Consider the following 21,727-nt stretch of genomic DNA (forward strand, 5'->3'; position numbering starts at 1 on the left):
AGGGAGCCGTCTGAGGCGGTTTTTTTGCCGCTCCGCTGCCGGCTTCTTCCGAAGAGTAGTATCCCCTCGGGGTGCCGGGCTATTCCCGATTGGTAATCTGCCGCGAGCCTATGATATAATCGTGGGGATAAAGAGACTTGGCCGATGGAGGAAGACATGCTTACTTTTGAAGAAAAACTGGCGATTATCGAATCGTTTCCCGAATTACATAAGAAGGCCGTATCGCTTGGCCGCTATAATTTCCACTATGAAGAGAGCGTTCACGACAAGAAAATCGTCGTGCATCATCTGCATCCGAACGGTAACTGCTTCGTGTATGCGGGACATTTGCCGAAGAAGCTGACAAATCCCAAAGGCATGGTAAACATCCGGGATTACACAGAAGAGCAGCTCCGCAAGATCATTCGCGACTCTATCGAATACCTCTCGAAAAAGCCGGAGCCGCGCGATACGACAGCAGCTGCGGAGGAAGCCCGCCAAGAAGTGTGGGTGGGGCCCGGCAATCAAACCTTGCTGCTCACAGGCGAAGGTGATCTGTGGCATGTATACGCGGGCGAAAATCTGGAAGAAGCGTTTGAATCCTATGTCGAGGCAGAACGGTATTTGCTCGAAGAAGGCTTCAAACGGCAGTAATTCATGCGGCAGTATTGGAGCAGCCTCTACAAATCAGGAATATAGGAGCTCTTTCCCTAGTGGAAAGAGCTTTTTTTCATTCCCGGGAACTGGGTATTTTTACTCATTTTTGTGTGGTTGTTATGCAAAAATGCGGCATCACATAGAATAAAAACAGGAAAATACAAGGTAAATTGCCAACTGTCTCACTTTCCTTCCAAATGTTTGCAATCATTATTACTTTTCATTATACTTAGAGCAAGTGTCTTTCATCTAGTTATTACACCTATTACTATTTATTATGTTAGGGGTGTTTTGCGTTGGAAGATTTTCAAAAAATTGCGGCATCACAGGAGTTTAAGGAGTTCAAGCGTTCCAAAAGCAAATTTCTTTGGCCCATCGTCATCCTATTTGTCTGTTATTATTTAGCGCTTCCGCTGATGGCCGGTTACGCAAAAGATTTGATGGGTTCCTTTGTCTTTTCTAATATTACTTTTGGCTATCTTTTTGGTATTAGTTATTACATTGTGGCATGGGGACTTGCTTTTGTTTACGTCCTAAGGGCCCGCAAATTTGACCAAAGAGCCAGTGAAATTCTGAGTAAATATTCGAAGTACAGCAAGGGGGCTTGAGTATGGGTACGGCGAAAATAGTCGGAATATTTCTCTTTTTGGCAATTATTGCGCTCACGATGTACGTGACGTACCTGGCCTCCAAGCGAAATCGCAGCACGGAGGATTTTTATGCAGCGGGACGGGCCCTGACCGGTTGGCAAAACGGGTTGGCTATCGCCGGTGACTATCTGAGTGCCGCATCCTTTCTCGGCATCGCGGGCCTGGTAGCTCTGAACGGCTACGATGGCTTCATGTATGCGGTCGGATGGCTGATGGGGTACGTCGTCGTTCTCTACATCGTGGCGGAGCCGCTCCGCAACTCCGGCAAATTTACGCTGGCGGATGCTTTGGCCTATCGCCTGAAGCCGACGCCGGTGAGGACGACCACGGCATTCGTAACGATGGTGGTCACGATGTTCTACATGCTTGCGCAGATGGTGGGAGCCGGTGTCATCATTCAGCTGCTGGTCGGCATCCCGTATGAGGCCTCCGTCGTGATCATCGGCGTCCTGATGATCGTCTACGTGTTGTTCGGCGGCATGCTGGCGACCAGCTGGGTACAAATCATCAAAGCGGTTTTATTGATGTTTGCGACCATCGCCCTCATCCTGATTCTGTTCGTTCCCTTTAACTTTAATCCGTCCAAGCTGTTTGGCGCGGTGATCGAGAAAAACGGAGCGGAGTTCCTCACGCCGGGGATTCTGTACAAAAATCCGATTGATCTCGTATCGCTGGGGATTGCGCTGATCTTGGGCACCGCGGGCCTGCCGCACCTGCTGATTCGGTTTTACACGGTGCCGACGGCTCAGGAAGCGCGCAAGTCGGTCATCTGAGGAATGGTGCTGATCGGCATCTTCTACGTCCTGATTGCGTTCGTCGGCTTTGGTGCCTCCGTGCTGGTTGGCCCCGATGAGATCCGGGCGGCTGACAAAGGCGGAAACATGGCGGCTCCATTGCTCGCTCAGTATCTGGGCGGCGGACCGGGCACCATCGGCGGAGAAATTTTTAAAGCAGCAATCGCGGCTGTATCCTTTGCGACGATTGTCGCGGTCGTCGCCGGACTGGTGATCACGGCTGCCGGAGCCTTTGCCCATGATATTTACACCAACGTCTTCAGACGGGGCGTCGCCGATCAGCAGAAGCAATTTACCATTGCGCGCCGTGCTGCGCTGGTCATCGGTGCATTGTCCATTCTCATCGGAATTCTCGGGAAAGGACAGAACGTCGCCTATCTGGTGGCCCTCGCCTTTGCGATTGCAGCCAGCGCCAACCTGCCGGTCATCATCTTCTCCATGTACTGGAAGCGGTTCAATACGGCAGGGGCTGTCAGCGGCATGCTGGCCGGTACGATTAGCGCCGTGACACTGGTGATGATCGGGCCGAGCGTGATGGGAGCAAATGCCATCTTCCCGCTCGCCAATCCGGGGATCATCAGTGTACCGCTCGGATTCCTCACCTCCGTCATCGTCTCGCTTTTGACGAAGCCGGAGCCGATGGACGGACGCTATGAGGAGATGGATGTCAAGTCTAACACCGGCTTGGGTGCCGAAATGTAATGGATCGCCCATAAAGAGGGTTCCTCAGCTCGATGCTGGGGAGCCCTTTTCTGCTGCAAGCGCCCCCGGGGTTTGCCATACGCGCGGCGGGGATATAATGGATGTATTCAACAAGAAAGAGGGATTGCATGAAGTTTTGGTTTCTCACCGAGCCTGAGACAATTGGCGTCATCATCGGCGTATTTTTTGGCATCGTCTCACGAATTTACATGCTGCGGACGGACTATCGGCAATACCCCACATACCCTCACGGCAAATTGATTCACCTATCCTTGGCCATCATCGCGGCTGGCCTGGGAGCCATCCTGGTCCCGGCCTTGCTGAATAAAGACTATACGGCGGTGACGTTTCTCACCCTTGCGGCACAGCAATTTCGTGATGTTCGCAATATGGAGAGGCAAAGTCTGGAGAAAGTGGACCAGATGGAGCTCGTCCCTCGGGGAAATGCCTACATCGAAGGGATTGCGATGGTCTTTGAAGGGCGCAATTATCTCGTCATCTTCAGCGCGTTCGTCGCCTCCTTTTTTGGCATCGTCTTCGCCTGGTACTGGGGCATCCTTGCCGGACTCTTGTCGCTGATCGTAGCGAAGATCTTTCAATCGGGCAAAAATCTCGGACAGATCGCGGACATCAGGGAGGCGCAGGTACGCGTAGAGGGTCCCGATCTCTATGTCGATTCCGTCTATATCATGAACGTCGGACTGCCCAGCAATCAGAAGATCATCCAAAAGCATGGGATGGGCCTGATGGTGACACCCAAAAACCAAAACGTAAAGGTGACCATTGCCAATTTGGGCCAAAGACAAGCCATCCTGCATAACCTCTCGACGATTCTCGGCGTGTACCGCGACTCGGGGGAGCCTGCGCTGATCCCGATGACCAAGCTGAATCTGGAAACGGGGGAGCTCGCTGTCTTCATCTTGCCGCAAATTGCCGATACCGAGACCGCCAAGCAGGCATTACGCCGCGTCCCGGTGCTGGAAAATGCCGTACGGATGCCAACGGAATCGGCGGCTCGCAGTAAAGGAGGGAAGTGAACATGAGTCGAATCGTTGCGGTCGTCATTACCGATTCGCAGCAGGTATCCGGCGGGGTTCCGGTGTTTCATGCCAAAAATCAGGAGGAGCAGCAGCACCTCATCCTCAACCTGGAAAAAATCCTGGACGCCAATGCACACGACCTGAAAAACGGAACATATATCCTGGTGGATCACACCAAATCATCCTAGACCATCGCGAGAAAATCATGCCTGATGCCAAAAGGCATGATTTTTTTCATGCTGTCACAGCGTGATCGAATGGACGCGGCGGCTGTCGTAAATATTTGGCCGGAACCTCACTGGGAGCTGCCTTCTCTGCTGTATTTTGCAGGTTGGCTGTTTTATACTAGGATACAGGTACGCGTACATGTATGGAGGGGGATCATGATCCATGGAATATACAGATGATGTAAAAAAACGGCTGCGCCGCATCGAAGGTCAAATCAAAGGGATTCTTCGCATGATGGAAGAAGAGAAAGATTGCAAGGATGTAGTGGCTCAGCTCGCCGCTGTGCGCAATGCAGCGGACCGGGCGATGGCTGTCATCGTGGCGACCAATCTGGAGCAGTGCATCCTGGAGGAAATGGCCAAAGGCGGCGATACCGGAAAGATGGTCAGAGAAGCGGTGGATCTGTTAGTCAAGAGCAGATAAGGGAACGGGCATTCAGATAGAAAACAGGAGGTTGACTGTCGCATGAGTGAGAAAAGATTTAATCCTGCCAAACTGGCGAAGCTGGATAATCCGGAACGTCGCAAGGCGCTGCCCCCGGAGAAGCTGCTGGCCATGCTGCCGATCAACAATCAGGATGCGATCCTGGACATCGGTGCGGGGACAGGCTATTTTGCCATTCCGGCTGCGAAGATCACGAAGGGGACGGTGTATGCCCTCGACGTGGCACCGCAGATGCTCGCCGTCCTGCAAGAGAGGGTCGAGGAGGCAGGGGTGGCCAACGTACAGTATGTAGAGGGCGTGATCGAGGAGATCCCGCTGCCGGATCAGCTGGTCGAGCATGTGATTGCCTCACTCGTGCTGCATGAGGTCGAACCGCTCGACCGCGGCCTGCAGGAGATTTACAGGCTGCTGAAGCCGGGTGGGACCTGCTTTTGTCTGGAATGGGAAAAGAAAGAGACAGAGCAAGGTCCTCCGCTGGACCATCGGATCGGTTCCAGCGAGTTAGCCGAAGCGTTTGCGAGCGCGGGCTTTGAAATTGTTGCCCGCCATTTCCCGACCGATGCTCATTACATCCTGGTCGCCCGGAAAAGCGAATAGGAGCCAGCGATGCCAGCATCTCTTGGAAGGATTGCCAAGAGATGCTTTTTTAGCCGCAGAAATTCTTGCGTGCTCGCTTGCGTGTTCGATCTTGCATTTTTGAAGAGGTACAATCGATAGGAAGGAACGATACAATCAGGGTAAACGCAGTTCTTAGGGAATTCAATCTAAAGACGAGACAGAGAAAATGGAGGTCCCCAGGGTGGAGAATACAGACAACCAAAAGAAAGCAGGAATGCACTACGGATGGGTGGTCGTCGCCATTACGTTTGCCACCCTCCTGATCTCAGCCGGAATCCGTTCCATGCCGAGCATTCTGATGCTGCCGTTCGAGGAAGAATTCGGGTGGAGCCGCGGAGGCATATCGAGCGTCATCTCTATCGGCATCTTTTTGTATGGCCTGACGGGCCCTTTTTCTGCCGCATTGTTGCAAAAATTCGGGATTCGCCGCGTCACGGTCCTCTCGCTGGCGGTGCTGGCGGGTTCGCTGGCGCTTACGCCGCTGATGACATCCCTGTGGCAGTTTGAGATCCTGTGGGGGCTGGTCTCGGGTCTGGCGACAGGCATGATGGCCAATGTCCTCGGGGTCACCGTCGCCAATAACTGGTTTGTCAAAAGAAAAGGTGTCGTCGTCGGACTGCTGACGGCCAGCGCTGCCACGGGACAGCTGCTCTTCCTGCCGGCCATGGCCAAAATCTCCATCGAAGCCGGGTGGCGAACTTCGATCTATGCGGCCGTCGGTGTCATTCTCCTCGTACTGGTGTGCGTCGCAATCTGGATGCGCAATCATCCGTATGAGGTGGGGCAGTCTCCCTACGGCATGGATGAGGTTGTAAAACCGGCAAAATTTGAGGGAAACATCATGTTGGCGCCGCTGCATGCACTGCGGACCGGTTTGAAAAACAAGACATTTTGGCTCTTGGCCGGCACTTTCTTTTTCTGTGGATTTTCTACCAATGGCCTGATCGGCACGCATCTCATACCCGCTTGCGGGGATTTTGGCATCCCGGTGGTAACAGCAGCCGGCGTCCTTGCCTTGATGGGCGTTTTTGATTTGATCGGGACGACCTTCTCCGGCTGGCTGACCGACCGCTTTGACAGCCGAAAGCTGCTCTTTTGGTATTATGGTCTGCGGGGATTATCTCTTTTGTTTTTGCCATACGCACTGGAAGCCGGTCCGACGATGCTCGTGATTTTCTCGGTATTCTACGGCCTCGATTGGATCGCGACCGTTCCGCCCACGGTGAGACTGGCCACAAATGAGTTTGGAAAAGAGTCCTCCGGCATGATTTTCGGCTGGATCGTCGTCGCCCATCAGATCGGGGCTTCGGCAGCCACCTACAGCGCCGGGCTGATGAGGGAGGTGCTCGGCAGCTACACGGTGCCTTTTCTCACGGCAGGTTTGCTCTGCTTTTTTGCCAGCATCATGGCCCTGCGGATATCGAAAGCGTCCGCAGCCATCCAATTGCCTCAGCACTAGCATTCCGCTTAGCTGGACACCGAACTGGCACCGCCAGAGAAGGATCGCCCATCACTCATACAAAAAGGACAGAGACCGATGCTCTGTCCTTTTTTCATTGCATCATGCGCTGTACGCTAGCGCGGATAATGCTCGCCCTCTCCATGAAAGAGGGAGACGACCTTCTTGTACTGCCTGGCGGGCATATGCGGCAAGACGATCGCCAGCTGACCTTGCGAAAGCGGGAGACCTTCGGTTGGATCCTCGACCGCATAGGGAATACCCAGCGCGTCCAGTGCACGGGAGTAATCGGCCGCATCATCCCAGGAGACGGGAAAGTACACAGATTTATTTTCCACAAGTATCTCTCCTTTCTCCCTATCTGTTCCCGGTTGGCGCTTGAAACATAACCCGATCCGGTTGTCTTTTTAATTTTTCTTGGCCTTGGTTTTTCTGGAATATTTCACTGGTCAATGGAAACAATACGAACATGAAAGACAACAAGGAGGATATGACAAATGGTAAATGCTTTTCAAAACAACCAATTTTCCAATGCAGCAGTGACCGGGTTCCAATCCGGGCAGGCAAACTTCGGTTTGTCCAATGAAGCTACATACCAAGCGCAAACAGCTGGTATCCCAGCAGCATTTGGCGGGGGAGCCCAAGCGGTATTCCAGCCTGGCTTTGCCGGTACCGATGTTCAGCAAGTGCGCAACCAAATCGCCCGTGACGGCGGATATGGTTACACCGGCGCGCAACAGAGCTTTGCTCAAACCGCAGGAAACGCTGGTGTGCCTGCTTCGTTTGGAGGCGGTGCGCAAGCCATTTTCCAGCCTGGCTTTGCCGGTACTGACGCGCAGCAAGTTCGCAATGAGATCGCGCGCGACATCGGTTTTGGCGTGCAACCGAACTTTGCAAATGCCGGTTTCGGCCAATCCGTAGGGACTGCAGGAATCCCAGCCGCTTTCGGCGGTGGTGCGCAAGCGATCTTCCAGCCTGGCTTCGCAGGTACGGATGCGCAGCAAGTCCGCAATCAGATTTCCCGTGACGGAGGCTTTGGCTACGGTAACTTTTAATCCAGGAAGCGCTCCGCTAGAAATTCCGACTCGAAAGTAAACAAGTGGATCGCAATGCGAACAAGAGAACCAGCGTGCTTTGGACCAGCCAAGTGCGCTGGTTTTTTATTGGCTTCCGAGGGGGACGGGAAATCTGCCGGTGTCCTGGTTCCATACATAATGTCCTCCCGCTGCGGGAAGTCTTATAGTGGGTTGTACTCTGTACACCAAACCACGACATAGGAGGTCCATTCATGCACAAATTTGCGGCGCATGAATTTTTGGAAACACAGGAAGCCCTGCGCACCAAACACGCAGGAATCGAAATGCATGGCCTGTTCGCTGACATGGCTCAAGACCCGCAGCTCAAAAACATGATTCTGAACCATCAGCGGAGCATTATCAACGCCTACCAGCAAGGGGTTAACCTGTTGATGGGCAAAGGCGTGAACATGCAGTCCGCGCCAGGCATGGGGATGATGCGCACGACGCAACAAACGGCAGTAGGTCTGAACAACCCGCAAATGATGGCGCCCAATCCGCATCCAAACCGTCTGTCCGACATGACCATTGCGACGATCATGCTGAACTGGCATAAAGCAGGTTCGGCTATCGGCATGCTCTGGGCGAACGAGTGCGTAGACCCGCAAATCCGCCAGTACCATGTCAACGGAGCCAATCTCTGTCAACAGATGGCGTATGAAACATGGCAGTACATGAACATGAAAGGGTACTACCAAGCGCCTCAGCTGGCTGATCACACCATGAACACCATGATTAACGCATTCAAAGAGCAGCCCGTATTGATTTGATTTTGCCCCTGAGTAAAAAAACAGACCAGTGTGCAGCCGGAAGCGCGCGCTGGTCTGTGGATTCATCGGAATTCACGGGGATTGCGGTTAGAAAGCAGTCTCCGGGAACAAACTATACATAATTGACTGGTGAGAAGGAGGGCGAAGTCACTTGTCCACTGATCAAAAAGAGAACAAAAACGAAGAACTGGAGATACTGGGAACCCACATGGCCGGCGCTACGGATCTGTTCCAAACCCGCAAGACGGAGAAAGAAGTGCAAGTCGAACCGCCCGAGCACCCGGGCGCCCCTGGTTCATCCGGCGTATATTGAGGTATCCGGCGTGAACATGAATAGAAAAAGCATGCTGATCTTCTTGTTGCGGTCAGCATGCTTTTCTTTGTTAGCGCCTGGACGGAGCGGCCACACCCATCCGGTCTATCAGGAGCTGACTTTCTTGATTTAGTCCGATGATCGTGACTTGCTTTCCGAACTGCTGATATTTGAGCATTACTTTCTCGATGCCGTTCACGGCTGAATGATCCCATACGTGGGAGTGGCGAAAATCGATGATGATGTGCGCAGGATCATGCTGGTAATCGAACGCTTCGACGAAATGGGTCATCGTGCCAAAGAAGAGCTGGCCGGAAATGGCATATACTTTTTCTCCCGAGGGAGCGATCATGGCGGTGGACTTGAGCTTTGCCATCTTCCAGCCGAAGATGAGTGCGCTGATGATCACTCCGGCGATGACTCCCTTGGCCAAATCGTGGGTGGCTACCACAATCGCTACCGTCGTGATCATCACGAGGGAATCGCTGAGAGGGACCCTGTGCAGATTTCTGACGGACTGCCAATCAAAGGTACTGACAGACACCATGATCATGACACCGACCAGCGCCGCCATCGGAATTTGCTTGACGATATCGCCCAGCATCAGGATCAAAAACAGCAGAAACGCGCCAGCGACAAATGTCGAAAGACGGCCGCGGCCGCCGGACTTGACGTTGATCACGGATTGACCAATCATGGCGCAGCCTGCCATTCCTCCAAAGAAGCCGGTGACGATATTGGCGATGCCTTGCCCTTTGACCTCTTTATTTTTATGGCTGCGCGTATCCGTCATCTCATCGATAATCGATGCCGTTATCAGAGATTCCAGAATACCAACCAGTGCCAGCGGAAAAGAGTACGGCAAAATGATCGAAAGCGTTTCCCAGTTGAGCGGAACCGCCGCCAGATGAAAAGATGGAAGCGACCTTGTGATTTGGCCCATATCGCCCACGGTCCGCAAATCCAATCCGCCGAAGATCGCCAATGCCGTCATCACGATAATTGCGACCAATGCGGAAGGAACGGCTTTGGTAAGGCGGGGGAGGAGGTAGATGATCGCCAGTGTCCCCGCGACTATCGCGTACATCTCCCACGACGTGCCGATAAAATGCGGCAGCTGCGCCATAAAAATGAGAATGGCCAAGGCATTGACAAAACCGATCACCACGGAATGGGGCACAAAGGTGATCAGCTTGCCGATTTTGCATACTCCCATGAGATACTGAATCATGCCGGTGAGAACCGTCGCCGCGAAGAGGTACTCCAGTCCATGCTCCTTTACCAGCGTGGTCATGAGCAAAGCCATGGCACCCGTAGCCGCCGAGATCATTCCCGGCCGTCCTCCGACGAACGCGATGAGTACGGCGATGCAGAAAGACGCGTACAAGCCTACCATGGGATCGACGCCGGCGATGATGGAGAATGCAATGGCTTCGGGAATCAGCGCGAGTGCGACGGTCATGCCCGCCAGAATGTCGCCGCGTACATTGCAAAACCATTCTTTTTTCAATTGTTCGATGTTCAAATCATAACCTCTTTCTATCATGAAATGGGTGACTTTCCCCTCTCAGAAAAGTCGGGGCCGTTATAGACAGTTATCGATTATAGCGAAACTTTATTGATTTGACCAGTAGTAAAAAATTCTGACAGTCCCTTTGCAAGCTGTTTGAAGTCTCCAGGGCTGGCTATTCCTTTTACTTGAAAACGACACACAATATCGAGAGTGTCGCTGGCCACACGGGAGCTCGAGACGACAATGAGCTGGACCTTTGAGGAAGCTTTGGAAAAGACGAAAGACGTGACCGGACTGATCGTTTACAGCGACCAGGGGATCCAGTACACGTCTTACGTTTGCCATGACATGCTGCAGAAGGTTGGCGCCCATATCAGCATGTTAGGAGAGGCCGTCGCGATGACAATGCCTCGATGGAGAGCTTCTTCTCGCATTTCAAAACGGAATGGCGGTTTAGTCGTACTTATCCTCGTCGATCCGGAATTGCCTCTCGATGATCAGCTCTGCTTCCGTCTCAAAGTTTAACAGAAGAGGGGCGGGAAGCTGCTCGACAATCTCCGTAATCAGCGGGAGTTCCAGCAAATCCTCGACGGCAGCCGGACGCGGATCCAAGCCATCCGTCCATTCCCGGACCGCATCCATGAATGCGTAGAAAGAAGACTCAAAGGTATCGGCGGCAGACTCAGCGTCGTCCTGATCAGCCGCCGACATCATGTTCCAGCGTGACAGCATTTCTTTCAGCTCTCGCATGACCTTTTCCGTACTTGTCATGAATCCGACCTCCCAGCTTTCCAGCGGCATCATGCGCTATGTCTCCCCCATTGTAACACCGCTTGCGGCAAAGCGGATAGGAAGTGGCGTCGGACGAAGACCTGCTGTGGATGAAAGAAATCTTGAAAAGCGACAAAGAATTCTGCAAAATGAATAAAAATGCAGCCAGTGGCAGATGGTGCAATCGGTTGATACGGGAGGAGCAGACATGAGGGGAGACGCAAAACAGATTCGGTTAATTGAAGAGCTCGCGGCCAACAGCTGGCCCGCATACATCCAGCAAACGCTGGGAGCGTGGAGGCTGCGGATAAACAGCGATGAAACGAAGCGGGCGAACAGTGTCTTTGCATGCGGCCCGTTTCCCGAGCATGAGGAATGGATGGGGATCGTCGAGGACTTCTATCGGAGACGGTCGCTTTCACCTTGCTACTATATAAGTCAGACGTCGCCTGCTGGACTGGACGGGATGCTGGCTGCTGCCGGATATCGCAAGACCGAGGCGTGTTATACGATGATCGCCCACTGCCGGGACCTGATGAATCGCTCAGGGATGGCCGAACCGTTTGCTTGCGAATTCGCAGGAGAAGCGAGCCGGGAGTGGATCCTCGATTTTTTGCGCTTGGAAGGCTACTCGCCCGACTCGTATGAGGGGTATGTCCATATATTTTCCGCGATCGGTCCGAAGAAAGCGTTCGTGATCCTCCGCGATCAGGGCGAAGTGGTCGCGCTTGGGACTGCTGTAGCCGAGAGAGGCTGGGCCGGTCTAAGCAATATTATTGTGGATCCGCAGCACCGGGGAAGGGGAGCGGCGACCGCTCTGGTCCGTTCTCTTGCTGATTGGTCTTGGTCGAACGGTGCCGATCAATTGTATTTACAGGTCTTGCAAGATAATGCGCCTGCCTTGTCGCTCTATCGCAAATTGGGGTTTACCTTCATGTACGAATACCATTACCGATTGTTAGACACGTAAGCTCTTAGAACACAGGCAACCATTTATACATGCCAGTATCCGGGTCATAACTGGAAACATGCATCCAGGCTATGACCCGTTTTTGCTCGCATTGGTTTTGCATATGACTTTTCGGCCGGTTCCAAGTCACGGCGTGAGGAAAAAGGGAAGTGTCTGGTATCTCGACCATAGCGGCCATTTGCGGAAACCGATTGAAGAAAAAGTTCCTTGACTCCGTACCTACATACAGGGTGGATACTATCGCATAAGGAGGTTTATTCATGCATTGGCTAACGGCAAGTCAAGCTGCCAAAGAAGCAGGGGTTCATATCGAAACCATCCGCTATTACGAAAGGAGAGGCCTGTTACCCATCCCGCCACGAACCAGTTCGGGATATCGCATGCTATCAGCGGAAACCGTGCACGACATTCAGTTTATCAAACGAGCGCAAGACTTAGGATTTACCCTGGAAGAGATCAAGAAGCTTTTGAGCATTTACAAGACAGAGGACTACTTACCCGTAGAAGAGATGCAACAATTTGCCGTAGAGAAGATACGCCAAATCGATGAAAAAATCCAGCAATTGAACAGGTTTAAATCCATTTTGGAGATGGTGGCCCACAGGTCCGATCCGCACGTGCTGCTATCCAAAAACGACTGCCTGATCATCCAAAATGTAGCCAACGGAGGGAAGAATAGTGGCGAGAATTGAAGTGTTTACAGCCGGAACTTACTTGTGTGAAGAGATCGTCAACCAGGTACAGGAGGCGGCGTGTTCCAAGTGTGAAGTGGTGGTCTATGATCTCCATCAAAGCAATGCGACTGCGGAAATGGAAGAGATCGCGAAACGATACGGCATTCAATCCTTGCCGTGTGTTGTGCTGAATGGAAAAGTGATTGATGTGGAAACGCTGAAAGTGGAGGAAGTAAGATAATTTCTCGGAAATTTCCGCATACTGATTCCCTGTTTTTGCAAAAATGATAATCCGTGAAATATTTTTTGTTTTGACAAAGGGATTAAGTGGCGATGATATGTAACTATTTAAGCAAGATTGGTACGAAATGACTACGATAGAACTACTGTTACTCGTGGCAGCCTTTGGTCGATCAGTACAAAATCATCGAACAATTTCGCTTGGAAGGCTAAAAAAAATCTTTATCCTGACGGTACAAATTAGGACCACATGTAATACACTTTCGACATATAGCCTAAAATTATAGTTAGAACTCTAGTGTTGCCAATAGGCTCAACTAGAGTTCTAATTTAGAGTTCTAATTTTTTTGAAGTGGAGTTTAGTTCTGGCAGACAGTACCTTCATAAGTTACGAAATACGCCTTTGTCTGGTGGGAAAATAGCGGCCCAAACCGGAGATTGTGTATTCCAAGGTCCGCTGTGCTGCATACGGCGACAACCGCATTGGTGGGAGGCGACCGCGGAACGGATGGGGTCCTGGAGCGATCTCGGTCGGCACGTGTCTGTATGATCGATAGCCTGGATACATCGAACGAACGTTATATAGTAAAATATAGCGTATGAAAAGATGGGCCGTATTCTGAATTGTCCGCATAACTACCTTATCACTCCCGGAGGGCCTTCATGCACGCTGAGCAAAAGAAGACTGCCAACCTAACGAGAATCCAGGCTTTGAGTAAAGTATCCATTGCCTTGAGCGAAACATTGAGCCTGGATAAATTATTGTACAAAGCTGTGACCCAATGCATTGAAACCCTCAAATTTTGATGCTGCGGTGGTTTATTTTCTGGATTCCACCGGGGATTATTTTGTCGCCAAGCATTTCTATGGCATTTCTCCTGAATCGATGAAACGACTCCGCAAATTGCCGACGGATTTTATCGGGGGAACGGTGGTTAGAGACGGGAAAACAATCGTTACGGAAGATCTCGTCCAATTCTATAACAAGCGTCCGCAGCTTGAAGAATACAAATCCCTGCTGTCTGTGCCGATAAAAGTGAGAAAAGAAACAATCGGGGTATTAGACGTATTTACCCGGGAACACCGTGAATTTTCCAGCGAAGATATTTCACTGATTGAATCAATTGGCTTGCAGATCGGTGTCGCCAGCGAAAATGCCAAGCTGTTTGAGCCGATTGATGCGGTTACGACGAAGCTAAGAGAACTCGTTCAATTGAACCAACGATTGTCATCCTGCCTGGACCAGGCGTACCTGATCCACTTGCTGACGAGTGAGTTGGGCCGGGTGTTCAAAGCAAAAGTGATGTTCGTAACCATCACAAATGACCGCCATGTACGGGTACAGACACAGGGAAGATACGATGGGTTGCTGCTAAGATATGACGACAGCATCAAGTTTGGATGTTTCAACAAGAACCCAACCTCGTCAATCATTATGAGCCTGAGCTAGGCGACATCTGCCAAGTTAATTTCTTTGGGAAATTTGGCCTCAAGACGGCAAAGTATGTCATGTTCTCGCACAGGGACAAGCGTCACTGTCTGATCATCGGGAAACATACCGCTTATCGATGGGCACCGTCCGAGCTGGAAGTGATGGAAGGGATTGTAAAAACAATCTCGCTTGCCCTGATTAATTCGTATTTGTTTCTGGAAGTGGAAAAAAGCAAGGAAATGAATTCACACCTTCGCGCCATGCAGTTAGCCGCCCAGGAAAACGAACGCAAGCGCATTGCGCAAGAAATCCATGACTCGATCAATCAATCCATGTCCGGAATCTACTTTCACCTGCAATATTGCCGGGACGAAATCGAGCAATCGCCGCAAAAGGTCAAGTCGATTTTAGATAAGCTCCTCGTCATGACGAAGGAGAACATCAATGAGCTGCGGCACATCATTCATGATCTTCATCCGCTTCCCTTGCAAAAATTCGGTTTCGTCGGAGCGGTGGAGGATTTGGCAAAAACGTGCTCGCAACAAGGAATGATGGAAATACATCTCTCTGTTCGCGGACAGGCGATTCGCCCCAGGCCCGAGGTGGAAATCCATTTGTTCCGCGTGATCCAGGAATCTGTCAGCAATATTTTGAAACAGTGCCTCTTTACTTGGGGTGGAAAATCTGACCCCATGAGTAGTAGCCGAGAAATGGGGGATATACATGTCAAAGATAGGGAAGTTGCGCTTGTCAACGGCGGAAATCGCGGAATATGCGCAAAAATTTAAGGAGCCAAATCTAGACGTTTCATTTGTAGTGATGGATATAGACAATCAAGAAAGGAAGTGATTTATCTATGTAATGAAGGTTGGATGGAAAGGATGTATAAAAAAACTTCAGTTCATGAAAATAGCATTTCATGAACTGAAGTGAAAGTAGACGAATGAGCACAAGAGGGGCTCACGAAAAGTTTAACTTTTCTCTTTCACCAGATCCATCGTACTCTCAAAGACATCCAAGATTACTTGCAACTGTGGTTAATCATTTTCTACCATGTATGTAGCTGCACCGATATATGATCTATTTGTCATCCATTTTCATAAAAGCTTTCACTCAATGGCAGGCAAATTTCCGAAGCAATACAGGAGCAACTGCAGCGATAACGCATCATATCGTATCCAATAGCTGACCGAAGGCTGAGCTTCATCAATAACACGGGAATGCTTCTGCAATAATTGCAATATAAAAGAATAAATCATCGTCGCTTTGATACATTCCGCTAACTGATTCTTTCTTTATCAGTTTACATAATATATATTATCGGACTCAAAATAAAACCGAGATTACCGAGAAGGAGAATCACCAAAAGTAATATCCCGCTATACTCACCTGCCGGAAAGCAAGGAGAACGATGACCGGAGCGTGTTCAACGAATTATGGCTTCTGTATTGTATCGAATTATTATCCAGGCAAGTCATCCATCTGTCATCCATCCGATAGATTATAACACCGAGTCAGAGTGTAAAGCTTGCCTGCATCCTGACCATGATCCGACATACTTTTTCCGGGATGCGAATATAGATCATCCAAACTTCAGCGCATATGCGCATGTGCTCGACGCAGCTATCCATCAGATTCAGTCCGGCATTCAAAAAAATATTTCAAAAAAAATCCAAAATAACCGTTTACATTTTTTACCTTTTCATATATACTAAAATTAAGGAAAGTAATATTAAATTCACACGGAGGGAAATTAAATGAAACTCCTGACCAAACAACCGCCAACCAGCACTCCCCCGAAACCCAGAACTTACGAGGATACCTTGAATAACCTGGCCCGTTATCTCCAGCAAAAAACAAATAAATAACAAACGAAAGCGAGTGCCACGAACAGGCACTCTACTTCGCGTTCTTCTCCCAATTCCATTTCAACATGCCGATTCCGCCTCTTTGGGCACTTTCCCTTCCCACTCTTCCCGCTCGGATGCTTAGGCATTGTCCGGACTTCAGACTCGCTTCATGCCCCCTCAGCTGACCGTTTCTTCCCCTTATGGATCACTTGTCTATAAATGACCTTTCCTGCTCATACTAACCATAATTTCCTCTTGCCTTCATGCGGATCTCCCCCCTCTCTACCGATAGAAAAAGGGTGATAAAAAAAGGGAACGATTCTCTCCACAAATAGCAGAATCACTTTTCCAAGATAGAATAGCGCTTTCCATGATAGAATAACCTTTCATGCTGAATCCGATCAGCCGGTACAACGAAAGACATTCTACTCATCACGAAAAAATGAGGGTCGTATCCAAATGACAGCTTCGGCAAAAAGGTATTTCATCATTTCTTTTCTATTCCTGGTTCTCTTTCTGATTTCGTTTCTCGTGTTTGCCCATCATTTGATTCAAAACAAACTGCAGGTGTTTGATCAGCTTATCATCGCAAAAACCCAAGCCATGATTCATCCGCAACTGACGAGCATGATGAAGTTCTTTACCTTTCTCGGTGATCCGCTCACCTTACTGGGGGTACTTTTGCTCGCGGCACTGACCATGTTCCGGCAGCGAAAGCGCTGGGAAGCCTTATTCCTGACGGTCGCTCTCGCGGGCGGCGCGCTGTTCAACTGGCTGCTGAAATGGATCTTCCAGCGCGAACGGCCCACGCTGCATCGTCTGATCGAAGAGACCGGATACAGCTTCCCCAGCGGCCATTCCATGAATGCGATTATCCTGTACGGCATGATCGGCATGCTCTGTTATCTGTTTCTCAAAAACGTCTGGCCCAAACTTTTGATTGTCTTTGGCGCGCTGCTGCTGATCCTGTTGATTGGAAACAGCCGAATCTATCTCGGAGTCCATTACCCCAGTGATGTGGCTGCGGGCTTTGCCGCCGGTGGCGTATGGCTGGTCATCTGCCTGATCGGCCTGCGCCTGGTGCTCGAATGGCGCAGCCGGCGAGCTCGTCAGTCGGGCCCTTCCTAAGAGAGACATACAATTTCTCGATGCGGAAGACCTGCCGTGATGGGCCTCCCGTACCCACGACAAAACCCACAACGACTGTTCGCTGTGGGTTTTCCTCGATATCATCGGTTTATTCAGGCTATTTCCGAGTGGCTGCCTCCAAGGCTACCTCGATCATCGTATTGAAGGTGGTCTGACGCTCCTCCGCGGAAGTCGCCTCCCCCGTCAGGATGTGGTCGCTCACGGTCAAGATGGACAGTGCCTTGCGCTTGAATTGGGCTGCCAGCGTGTAGAGCGCCGTCGTTTCCATCTCGACCGCCAATACCTGGTAGCTCGCCAGTTTCTTGTAGAGATCCAGGCTTTCCTGATAAAAGGTATCGCTGGTGAAGACATTCCCTACTTTTACCGACAAACCGCGTCCGACTGCTGCCTGGTAGGCCTGATGAAGCAGCTCGAAATCGGCGGTTGGCGCATAATCGATCTGATTGAATCGCAGGCGGTTTACCTGGGAATCAGTCGATGAAGACATCGCGATAATGACATCGCGCACCTTGATATCCTCCTGGATCGCCCCGCAGGTGCCGACGCGAATCAGGTTTTGGACGCCGTATTCTGCCATCAGCTCATGGATGTAGATGGAGATGGAGGGTACGCCCATGCCTGTCCCTTGCACGGATACGCGCTGACCTTTGTAGGTACCCGTATATCCGAGCATATTGCGCACCTGATTGTAACATACGGCATCTTCCAGGAAGGTCTCCGCTATGTATTTGGCCCGGAGCGGGTCGCCCGGCAGCAATATGGTTTCAGCGATTTCGCCTTGTTTTGCTCCAATGTGGACGCTCATGACATCTGCCCCTTTTCCTACTCGATATTTTCCTACTCGCTTATCGTACTATAAATAGGAAAAAAAGCAAAATCATAAACGGAGCATGTGTCCGTTCCGGAAGGATACCCTCGCCGAAGAACAGCCACATGCCCCCTCCTCTCCCTACAAGCTCAGATGGCAGATACTCCGCTCTCTCGCCCTGACCTGGACATGCAGGGCATTCCAACGTGTCCCGTCTGTTCCCATGACGGCATAGGCGCCTGGCGGGACGTGTTCGAAGGAAAAATGCCCCTGTGCGTCTGTCTTTGCTGTCTGCAGCGTGACCCAGGAAATATCCAGTAAATGCACTGTGAAGGGGACCGATGCCTCCCCTCCGTACACTTTCCCGTCGATCGAACCCTGTTCCGTCAAGGCTGGCGGGTTTGATCCCGACTCAAAAACCGCTCGGAGCAATTCCTCATCGAGCTTCAGCTCTTTTTGCGCATGCGGATTGCCTCGGAAGGACTCAATCGCCGTCCGATACCAGGAGAGTGTCTCTTCCGCCAAGCGCTTGTCGGACCACCTCTCCTCTGCGCGGCTGCGAAAGAGCTGCGCCCGCCTGGACCATTTCTCAGGTTCGGCGATGAATTGGCTGATGGCCCGGTACAGATACTCCGCATCCGCTCCCGGTCCGACCATACCTGCGGGATCGTCAAGCAAAAGATCTTTGACGCCGCCCACATCTGTGGAGATGACCGGCAGACCGCTGAGTTGCGCCTCCATGATCACCAGCGGCGAGGTGTCATGCAAGGTCGGGAGAACCACGACATCTGCCAGGCGCATCACGGCCGGCAGATCAGTGCGGCCGCCCAGGAAACGGACGCTTTCGGTCAAGTTTCTCCGCCGCACCTCTTCCTTCAGTTCTTGCTCCAGTACGCCATTTCCGGCGATCCAGCACACAAATGTCCGGCCTTCCCGTTGCAGCCTCTCCAAGGCGCGAAGCAGATAGCGATGTCCTTTGATGGGAACCAGACGGGCCGGACAGAGCAGGACGGGGACCCCGCTCTTTTTGATCAGCTCCGTCTCCGCAGCGGCTTTTTGCTGAAAATCTTGAAGCAGAATGCCGTACGGGACCACATGCAGACGGGATGGTTCGGCTCCGAGCTCGATAAACGACGCGCGAAGCCACTCGCAGGGCACGAGCGTATACGCAGGCCTGGATACGCTGAAATACTCCTCTCTCGACACATACCGGGTTTCGATGGACGGTTTGCAGCCGTCCTGGTCATTCACCTGCCATTCTTTTGACTTCAAGTTGTGAAAAGAAGCGACGATCGGGATGTTCTCGATGGCACGCTGACACGCCAGCGAAGACATAATGTCGTGGGTGTGGATGAGGTCGTAGGCGCTGAGATCCATCGCTCGTATGGCTGCTTCGAAGGTGTATCTCTCCGTCTCGCGCCAGCGCATCCACGGTGTCATGTCGGGAAACGAAAAGGGCAGAGTCCTGTCCAAATATGCTTCCACTGCCTTGCGGAGCGGATATTTCTGGACACGCTGCCTCCCTACGATATAGACCTCCTGCAGACCGGGCGTATGAGCCAGGATATCTACCTGATGTCCAGCTGCCTCCAGACATTGCTTCAGTATGTTCATGACGGTGCTTCTACCGCCGATCCGTGGATAGGCAGTATAGGCTGTCAGCAGCACTTTCACTCTTGTTTCCCTCCTCCAGCGGAAAAGAACGCAACGGTTTTTTTCAATCCTTCGCGAAGAGAAGTGAGAGGCCGCCATCTCAGCAACTCAAGCGCCTTTTGATTGTTCAGACAACTGTGGCGAATATCGCCATGCCGCTCCTCCTGATACAAGATCGGGAGCCGGACGGCGGTTATCTCTTGCAGTTGTTCGCACAGCTGCTGGATGGTCGTCGTTTGCCCCGTGCTGATATTGCAAATAGAGCGAGACCCCTCTGTCAGTGCGCGCACATTGGCCGCGGCAACGTCCTCGACAAAGACAAAATCCCGCGTTTGCCGCCCGTCCCCGTAGATGACAGGCGATGCGCCGGATAAGAGTTGGCGCGCAAAAATCGAGACCACCCCGCCCTCTCCTTTGACACCTTGGCGGGGACCGTACACATTGGAGTAACGCAGCACGGAGACGTCGATCGAATAATGCCGGGAGTACCAGTCCAGATACCACTCGCCCAGCCATTTGGAAGCGCCGTATAGGGAAATGGGTTGAATCGGATGCGTTTCTGCAATTTTGTCTTCCGCTGTTTCCCCGTACACAGCGCAGGAGGAGGCGAAGATGATCTTCCTCGCTCCACTCTTGACCGCGGCATCTGCTACATTCAGCGTCCCCATTACGTTGACGCTGCCGTCCGAAAGCGGTTCGGTCATCGAGCGGGCGACATCCACCTGCGCGGCCTGATGGATGACTGCTTCGGGGCGTAGTGATCGAAAGAGATTGACCAGCTCCGGGTCCCGAATATCTCGCTCGATCAGCTGCACCTCGGGAGAAAGACGCGAGCGTACTCCAGTCGACAGGTTATCGATGACGATAATTTGGTGGCCTTGGGCCAGCAGCAGCTCTACGATATGGGACCCGATAAAGCCTGCCCCTCCTGTAACGAGCACTCTCATCCGGAATCTCTCCCCGACTTCTGTAGCTGCTGCCGGTACCAGTCGATCGTCTTCTTCAAGCCTTCCGCCAAAGATACCTGCGGCCGGTAATCCAGCACTTCGAGAGCACGCTGCAAGCTGGGCTGTCTCCGCTGCATGTCTTCGTAGCCGGGGCCGTATGCTTCTTCATAAGAACGGGTGATGATCGGCGAGGACGATTGGGCCAGTTCGACAACCAGTTTGGCGGTTTCCCGAATGGAAATCGGTTTGTCATTCCCGATATTGATCACGAGGCCGTTTGCCTGCGGCTGCAAAGCGCGGAACGTCCCTTCTACGGTATCGTCGATGAAGGTAAAGCAGCGTGTCTGCTCACCTGTTCCGTAGACGTACAGCGGTTCGTTTTTCAGGGCGGCGGTCACAAACCGCGGGATCACTCCGCCGTACGCAGAAGAGGTCGCCCGCGGACCGTAGGTGTTGAAATAGCGCAAGATCGTAACCGGCAGTCCCATCGAAGCGTATGCGAGACAGAGATGCTCATCCAGCGCTTTGGCGGTGGAATAGCACCAGCGATGGGTAGCTGTCGAACCCAGAATCCGGTCGTCGTCTTCCTGAAAAGGAATCGCGGTATTTTTCCCGTAGACTTCGGAGGTGGAGGCGAAAATGACCTTCTTCCGTTCGGGGAAGGCTGCCTCCAGCACCAGCTTGGTGCCGTCGATATTCCCATTGATCACCTTCAACGGGTTTTCCACGGTATTTTTTACCCCGAGAACGGCTGCCAGATGGTAGATTGCGTCTACCTTCCGGACCAGCTCCCGCAGGATCTTTTCATCGAGCACGCTGCCTTGGACAAAATGCATGTTCGGGTGTGCTTGCAAGGGGGATACAAACGCATGTTTGCCGGTAGACAGGTCATCCAGCGCCCACACCTCGTGCTGCTCTCGCAATAAGCGCTCTACCAGATGGGAACCGATAAAACCGGCTCCCCCCGTCACCAGAATTTTCACAGAATCT

At 51.8% G+C, this 21,727-nt stretch carries 23 protein-coding genes and 1 pseudogene; 17 read left to right on the forward strand and 7 right to left on the reverse strand.

All coding sequences use genetic code 11. The features are described 5' to 3' along the window. The first annotated feature begins 156 nt into the window (after positions 1 to 156). From JD108_RS11760 to JD108_RS11795, 8 genes and pseudogenes are all read left to right on the forward strand, one after another. The gene (locus tag JD108_RS11760; RefSeq protein ID WP_198826277.1) at positions 157 to 633 is read left to right on the forward strand and encodes a hypothetical protein; all 477 of its coding nucleotides are present in this window, start codon (positions 157 to 159) and stop codon (positions 631 to 633) included. A 299-nt stretch (positions 634 to 932) separates the two neighbouring features. After that, positions 933 to 1,244: a DUF485 domain-containing protein gene (locus JD108_RS11765; RefSeq protein ID WP_198826278.1), complete on the forward strand. Its 312-nt coding sequence runs from the start codon at positions 933 to 935 to the stop codon at positions 1,242 to 1,244. A gap of 2 nt (positions 1,245 to 1,246) precedes the next feature. Continuing rightward, a pseudogene (locus tag JD108_RS11770) lies at positions 1,247 to 2,782 on the forward strand (solute symporter family protein). Between the two features lie 128 nt (positions 2,783 to 2,910). Further along, entirely contained in the window at positions 2,911 to 3,819 is a 909-nt protein-coding gene (locus tag JD108_RS11775; RefSeq protein ID WP_198826279.1) for a YIEGIA family protein, read from the forward strand. Between the two features lie 2 nt (positions 3,820 to 3,821). After that, positions 3,822 to 4,010, forward strand: a complete 189-nt coding sequence (locus tag JD108_RS11780; protein WP_198826280.1) for a capping complex subunit for YIEGIA — start codon at positions 3,822 to 3,824, stop codon at positions 4,008 to 4,010. Positions 4,011 to 4,212: 202 nt separating this feature from the next. Next, positions 4,213 to 4,473 carry a metal-sensitive transcriptional regulator gene (locus JD108_RS11785; RefSeq protein ID WP_198826281.1) on the forward strand — a complete coding sequence of 87 codons (261 nt, stop codon included), beginning with the start codon at positions 4,213 to 4,215 and terminating at the stop codon, positions 4,471 to 4,473. Between the two features lie 42 nt (positions 4,474 to 4,515). After that, a complete protein-coding gene (locus JD108_RS11790; RefSeq protein WP_198826282.1) occupies positions 4,516 to 5,091 on the forward strand; it encodes a class I SAM-dependent methyltransferase in 576 nt (191 codons plus the stop codon). Between the two features lie 202 nt (positions 5,092 to 5,293). Further along, the gene (locus JD108_RS11795) at positions 5,294 to 6,571 is read left to right on the forward strand and encodes an MFS transporter (RefSeq protein WP_323958369.1); all 1,278 of its coding nucleotides are present in this window, start codon (positions 5,294 to 5,296) and stop codon (positions 6,569 to 6,571) included. 116 nt (positions 6,572 to 6,687) lie between these two features. Here JD108_RS11795 and JD108_RS11800 read toward each other — a convergent pair whose 3' ends face one another. After that, a complete protein-coding gene (locus JD108_RS11800) occupies positions 6,688 to 6,909 on the reverse strand; it encodes a hypothetical protein (protein ID WP_198826284.1) in 222 nt (73 codons plus the stop codon). A 159-nt stretch (positions 6,910 to 7,068) separates the two neighbouring features. Between JD108_RS11800 and JD108_RS11805 the strand changes: the two genes are divergently transcribed. The 3 genes from JD108_RS11805 to JD108_RS11815 all read left to right on the forward strand — a co-directional run bounded on the left by JD108_RS11805 (position 7,069) and on the right by JD108_RS11815 (position 8,730). Continuing rightward, a complete protein-coding gene (locus tag JD108_RS11805) occupies positions 7,069 to 7,626 on the forward strand; it encodes a hypothetical protein (RefSeq protein ID WP_198826285.1) in 558 nt (185 codons plus the stop codon). A gap of 233 nt (positions 7,627 to 7,859) precedes the next feature. Beyond that, positions 7,860 to 8,417 (forward strand): spore coat protein, encoded by a 558-nt coding sequence (locus JD108_RS11810; RefSeq protein WP_198826286.1) that lies wholly within the window; start codon positions 7,860 to 7,862, stop codon positions 8,415 to 8,417. A gap of 151 nt (positions 8,418 to 8,568) precedes the next feature. Beyond that, positions 8,569 to 8,730, forward strand: a complete 162-nt coding sequence (locus JD108_RS11815) for a hypothetical protein (protein ID WP_198826287.1) — start codon at positions 8,569 to 8,571, stop codon at positions 8,728 to 8,730. Between the two features lie 70 nt (positions 8,731 to 8,800). On the opposite strand, the gene JD108_RS11820 is transcribed toward JD108_RS11815, so the two are convergent. Beyond that, a complete protein-coding gene (locus JD108_RS11820) occupies positions 8,801 to 10,255 on the reverse strand; it encodes a SulP family inorganic anion transporter (RefSeq protein ID WP_198826288.1) in 1,455 nt (484 codons plus the stop codon). A gap of 441 nt (positions 10,256 to 10,696) precedes the next feature. After that, on the reverse strand, positions 10,697 to 11,014 hold the full coding sequence (locus tag JD108_RS11825; RefSeq protein ID WP_228728126.1) for a hypothetical protein: 318 nt from the start codon (positions 11,012 to 11,014) through the stop codon (positions 10,697 to 10,699). 208 nt (positions 11,015 to 11,222) lie between these two features. On the opposite strand from JD108_RS11825, the gene JD108_RS11830 reads away from it, so the two are divergent. From JD108_RS11830 to JD108_RS11855, 6 genes are all read left to right on the forward strand, one after another. Further along, entirely contained in the window at positions 11,223 to 11,984 is a 762-nt protein-coding gene (locus JD108_RS11830) for a GNAT family N-acetyltransferase (protein ID WP_198826289.1), read from the forward strand. A gap of 260 nt (positions 11,985 to 12,244) precedes the next feature. Next, positions 12,245 to 12,676 (forward strand): MerR family transcriptional regulator, encoded by a 432-nt coding sequence (locus tag JD108_RS11835; protein ID WP_198826290.1) that lies wholly within the window; start codon positions 12,245 to 12,247, stop codon positions 12,674 to 12,676. Further along, positions 12,663 to 12,899, forward strand: a complete 237-nt coding sequence (locus JD108_RS11840; protein ID WP_198826291.1) for a thioredoxin domain-containing protein — start codon at positions 12,663 to 12,665, stop codon at positions 12,897 to 12,899. The genes JD108_RS11835 and JD108_RS11840 overlap by 14 nt, the downstream gene beginning before the upstream one ends. Before the next feature lie 786 nt (positions 12,900 to 13,685). After that, entirely contained in the window at positions 13,686 to 14,348 is a 663-nt protein-coding gene (locus tag JD108_RS11845; protein ID WP_198826292.1) for a GAF domain-containing protein, read from the forward strand. Continuing rightward, the gene (locus JD108_RS11850; protein WP_198826293.1) at positions 14,300 to 15,118 is read left to right on the forward strand and encodes a sensor histidine kinase; all 819 of its coding nucleotides are present in this window, start codon (positions 14,300 to 14,302) and stop codon (positions 15,116 to 15,118) included. Before JD108_RS11845 ends, JD108_RS11850 begins: the two co-directional genes overlap by 49 nt. A 1,521-nt stretch (positions 15,119 to 16,639) precedes the next feature. Continuing rightward, the gene (locus JD108_RS11855) at positions 16,640 to 17,308 is read left to right on the forward strand and encodes a phosphatase PAP2 family protein (protein WP_198826294.1); all 669 of its coding nucleotides are present in this window, start codon (positions 16,640 to 16,642) and stop codon (positions 17,306 to 17,308) included. Between the two features lie 118 nt (positions 17,309 to 17,426). Here the strand turns inward: JD108_RS11855 and deoD are convergent, their stop codons facing one another. The 4 genes from deoD to JD108_RS11875 form a co-directional block, all read right to left on the reverse strand. Continuing rightward, complete coding sequence (deoD, locus tag JD108_RS11860) at positions 17,427 to 18,134, reverse strand: purine-nucleoside phosphorylase (protein WP_198826295.1); 708 nt, start codon at positions 18,132 to 18,134, stop codon at positions 17,427 to 17,429. A 144-nt stretch (positions 18,135 to 18,278) separates the two neighbouring features. Then, positions 18,279 to 19,811 (reverse strand): glycosyltransferase, encoded by a 1,533-nt coding sequence (locus tag JD108_RS11865; protein WP_198826296.1) that lies wholly within the window; start codon positions 19,809 to 19,811, stop codon positions 18,279 to 18,281. Next, the gene (locus JD108_RS11870; protein ID WP_198826297.1) at positions 19,808 to 20,737 is read right to left on the reverse strand and encodes an NAD-dependent epimerase/dehydratase family protein; all 930 of its coding nucleotides are present in this window, start codon (positions 20,735 to 20,737) and stop codon (positions 19,808 to 19,810) included. The genes JD108_RS11865 and JD108_RS11870 overlap by 4 nt, the downstream gene beginning before the upstream one ends. After that, positions 20,734 to 21,720 carry an NAD-dependent epimerase/dehydratase family protein gene (locus tag JD108_RS11875; RefSeq protein ID WP_198826298.1) on the reverse strand — a complete coding sequence of 329 codons (987 nt, stop codon included), beginning with the start codon at positions 21,718 to 21,720 and terminating at the stop codon, positions 20,734 to 20,736. The genes JD108_RS11870 and JD108_RS11875 overlap by 4 nt, the downstream gene beginning before the upstream one ends. Positions 21,721 to 21,727 lie beyond the last annotated feature (7 nt).

Origin of the sequence: Brevibacillus composti, from assembly GCF_016406105.1 — a bacterium.
Taxonomy (GTDB): Bacteria; Bacillota; Bacilli; order Brevibacillales; family Brevibacillaceae; genus Brevibacillus; species Brevibacillus composti.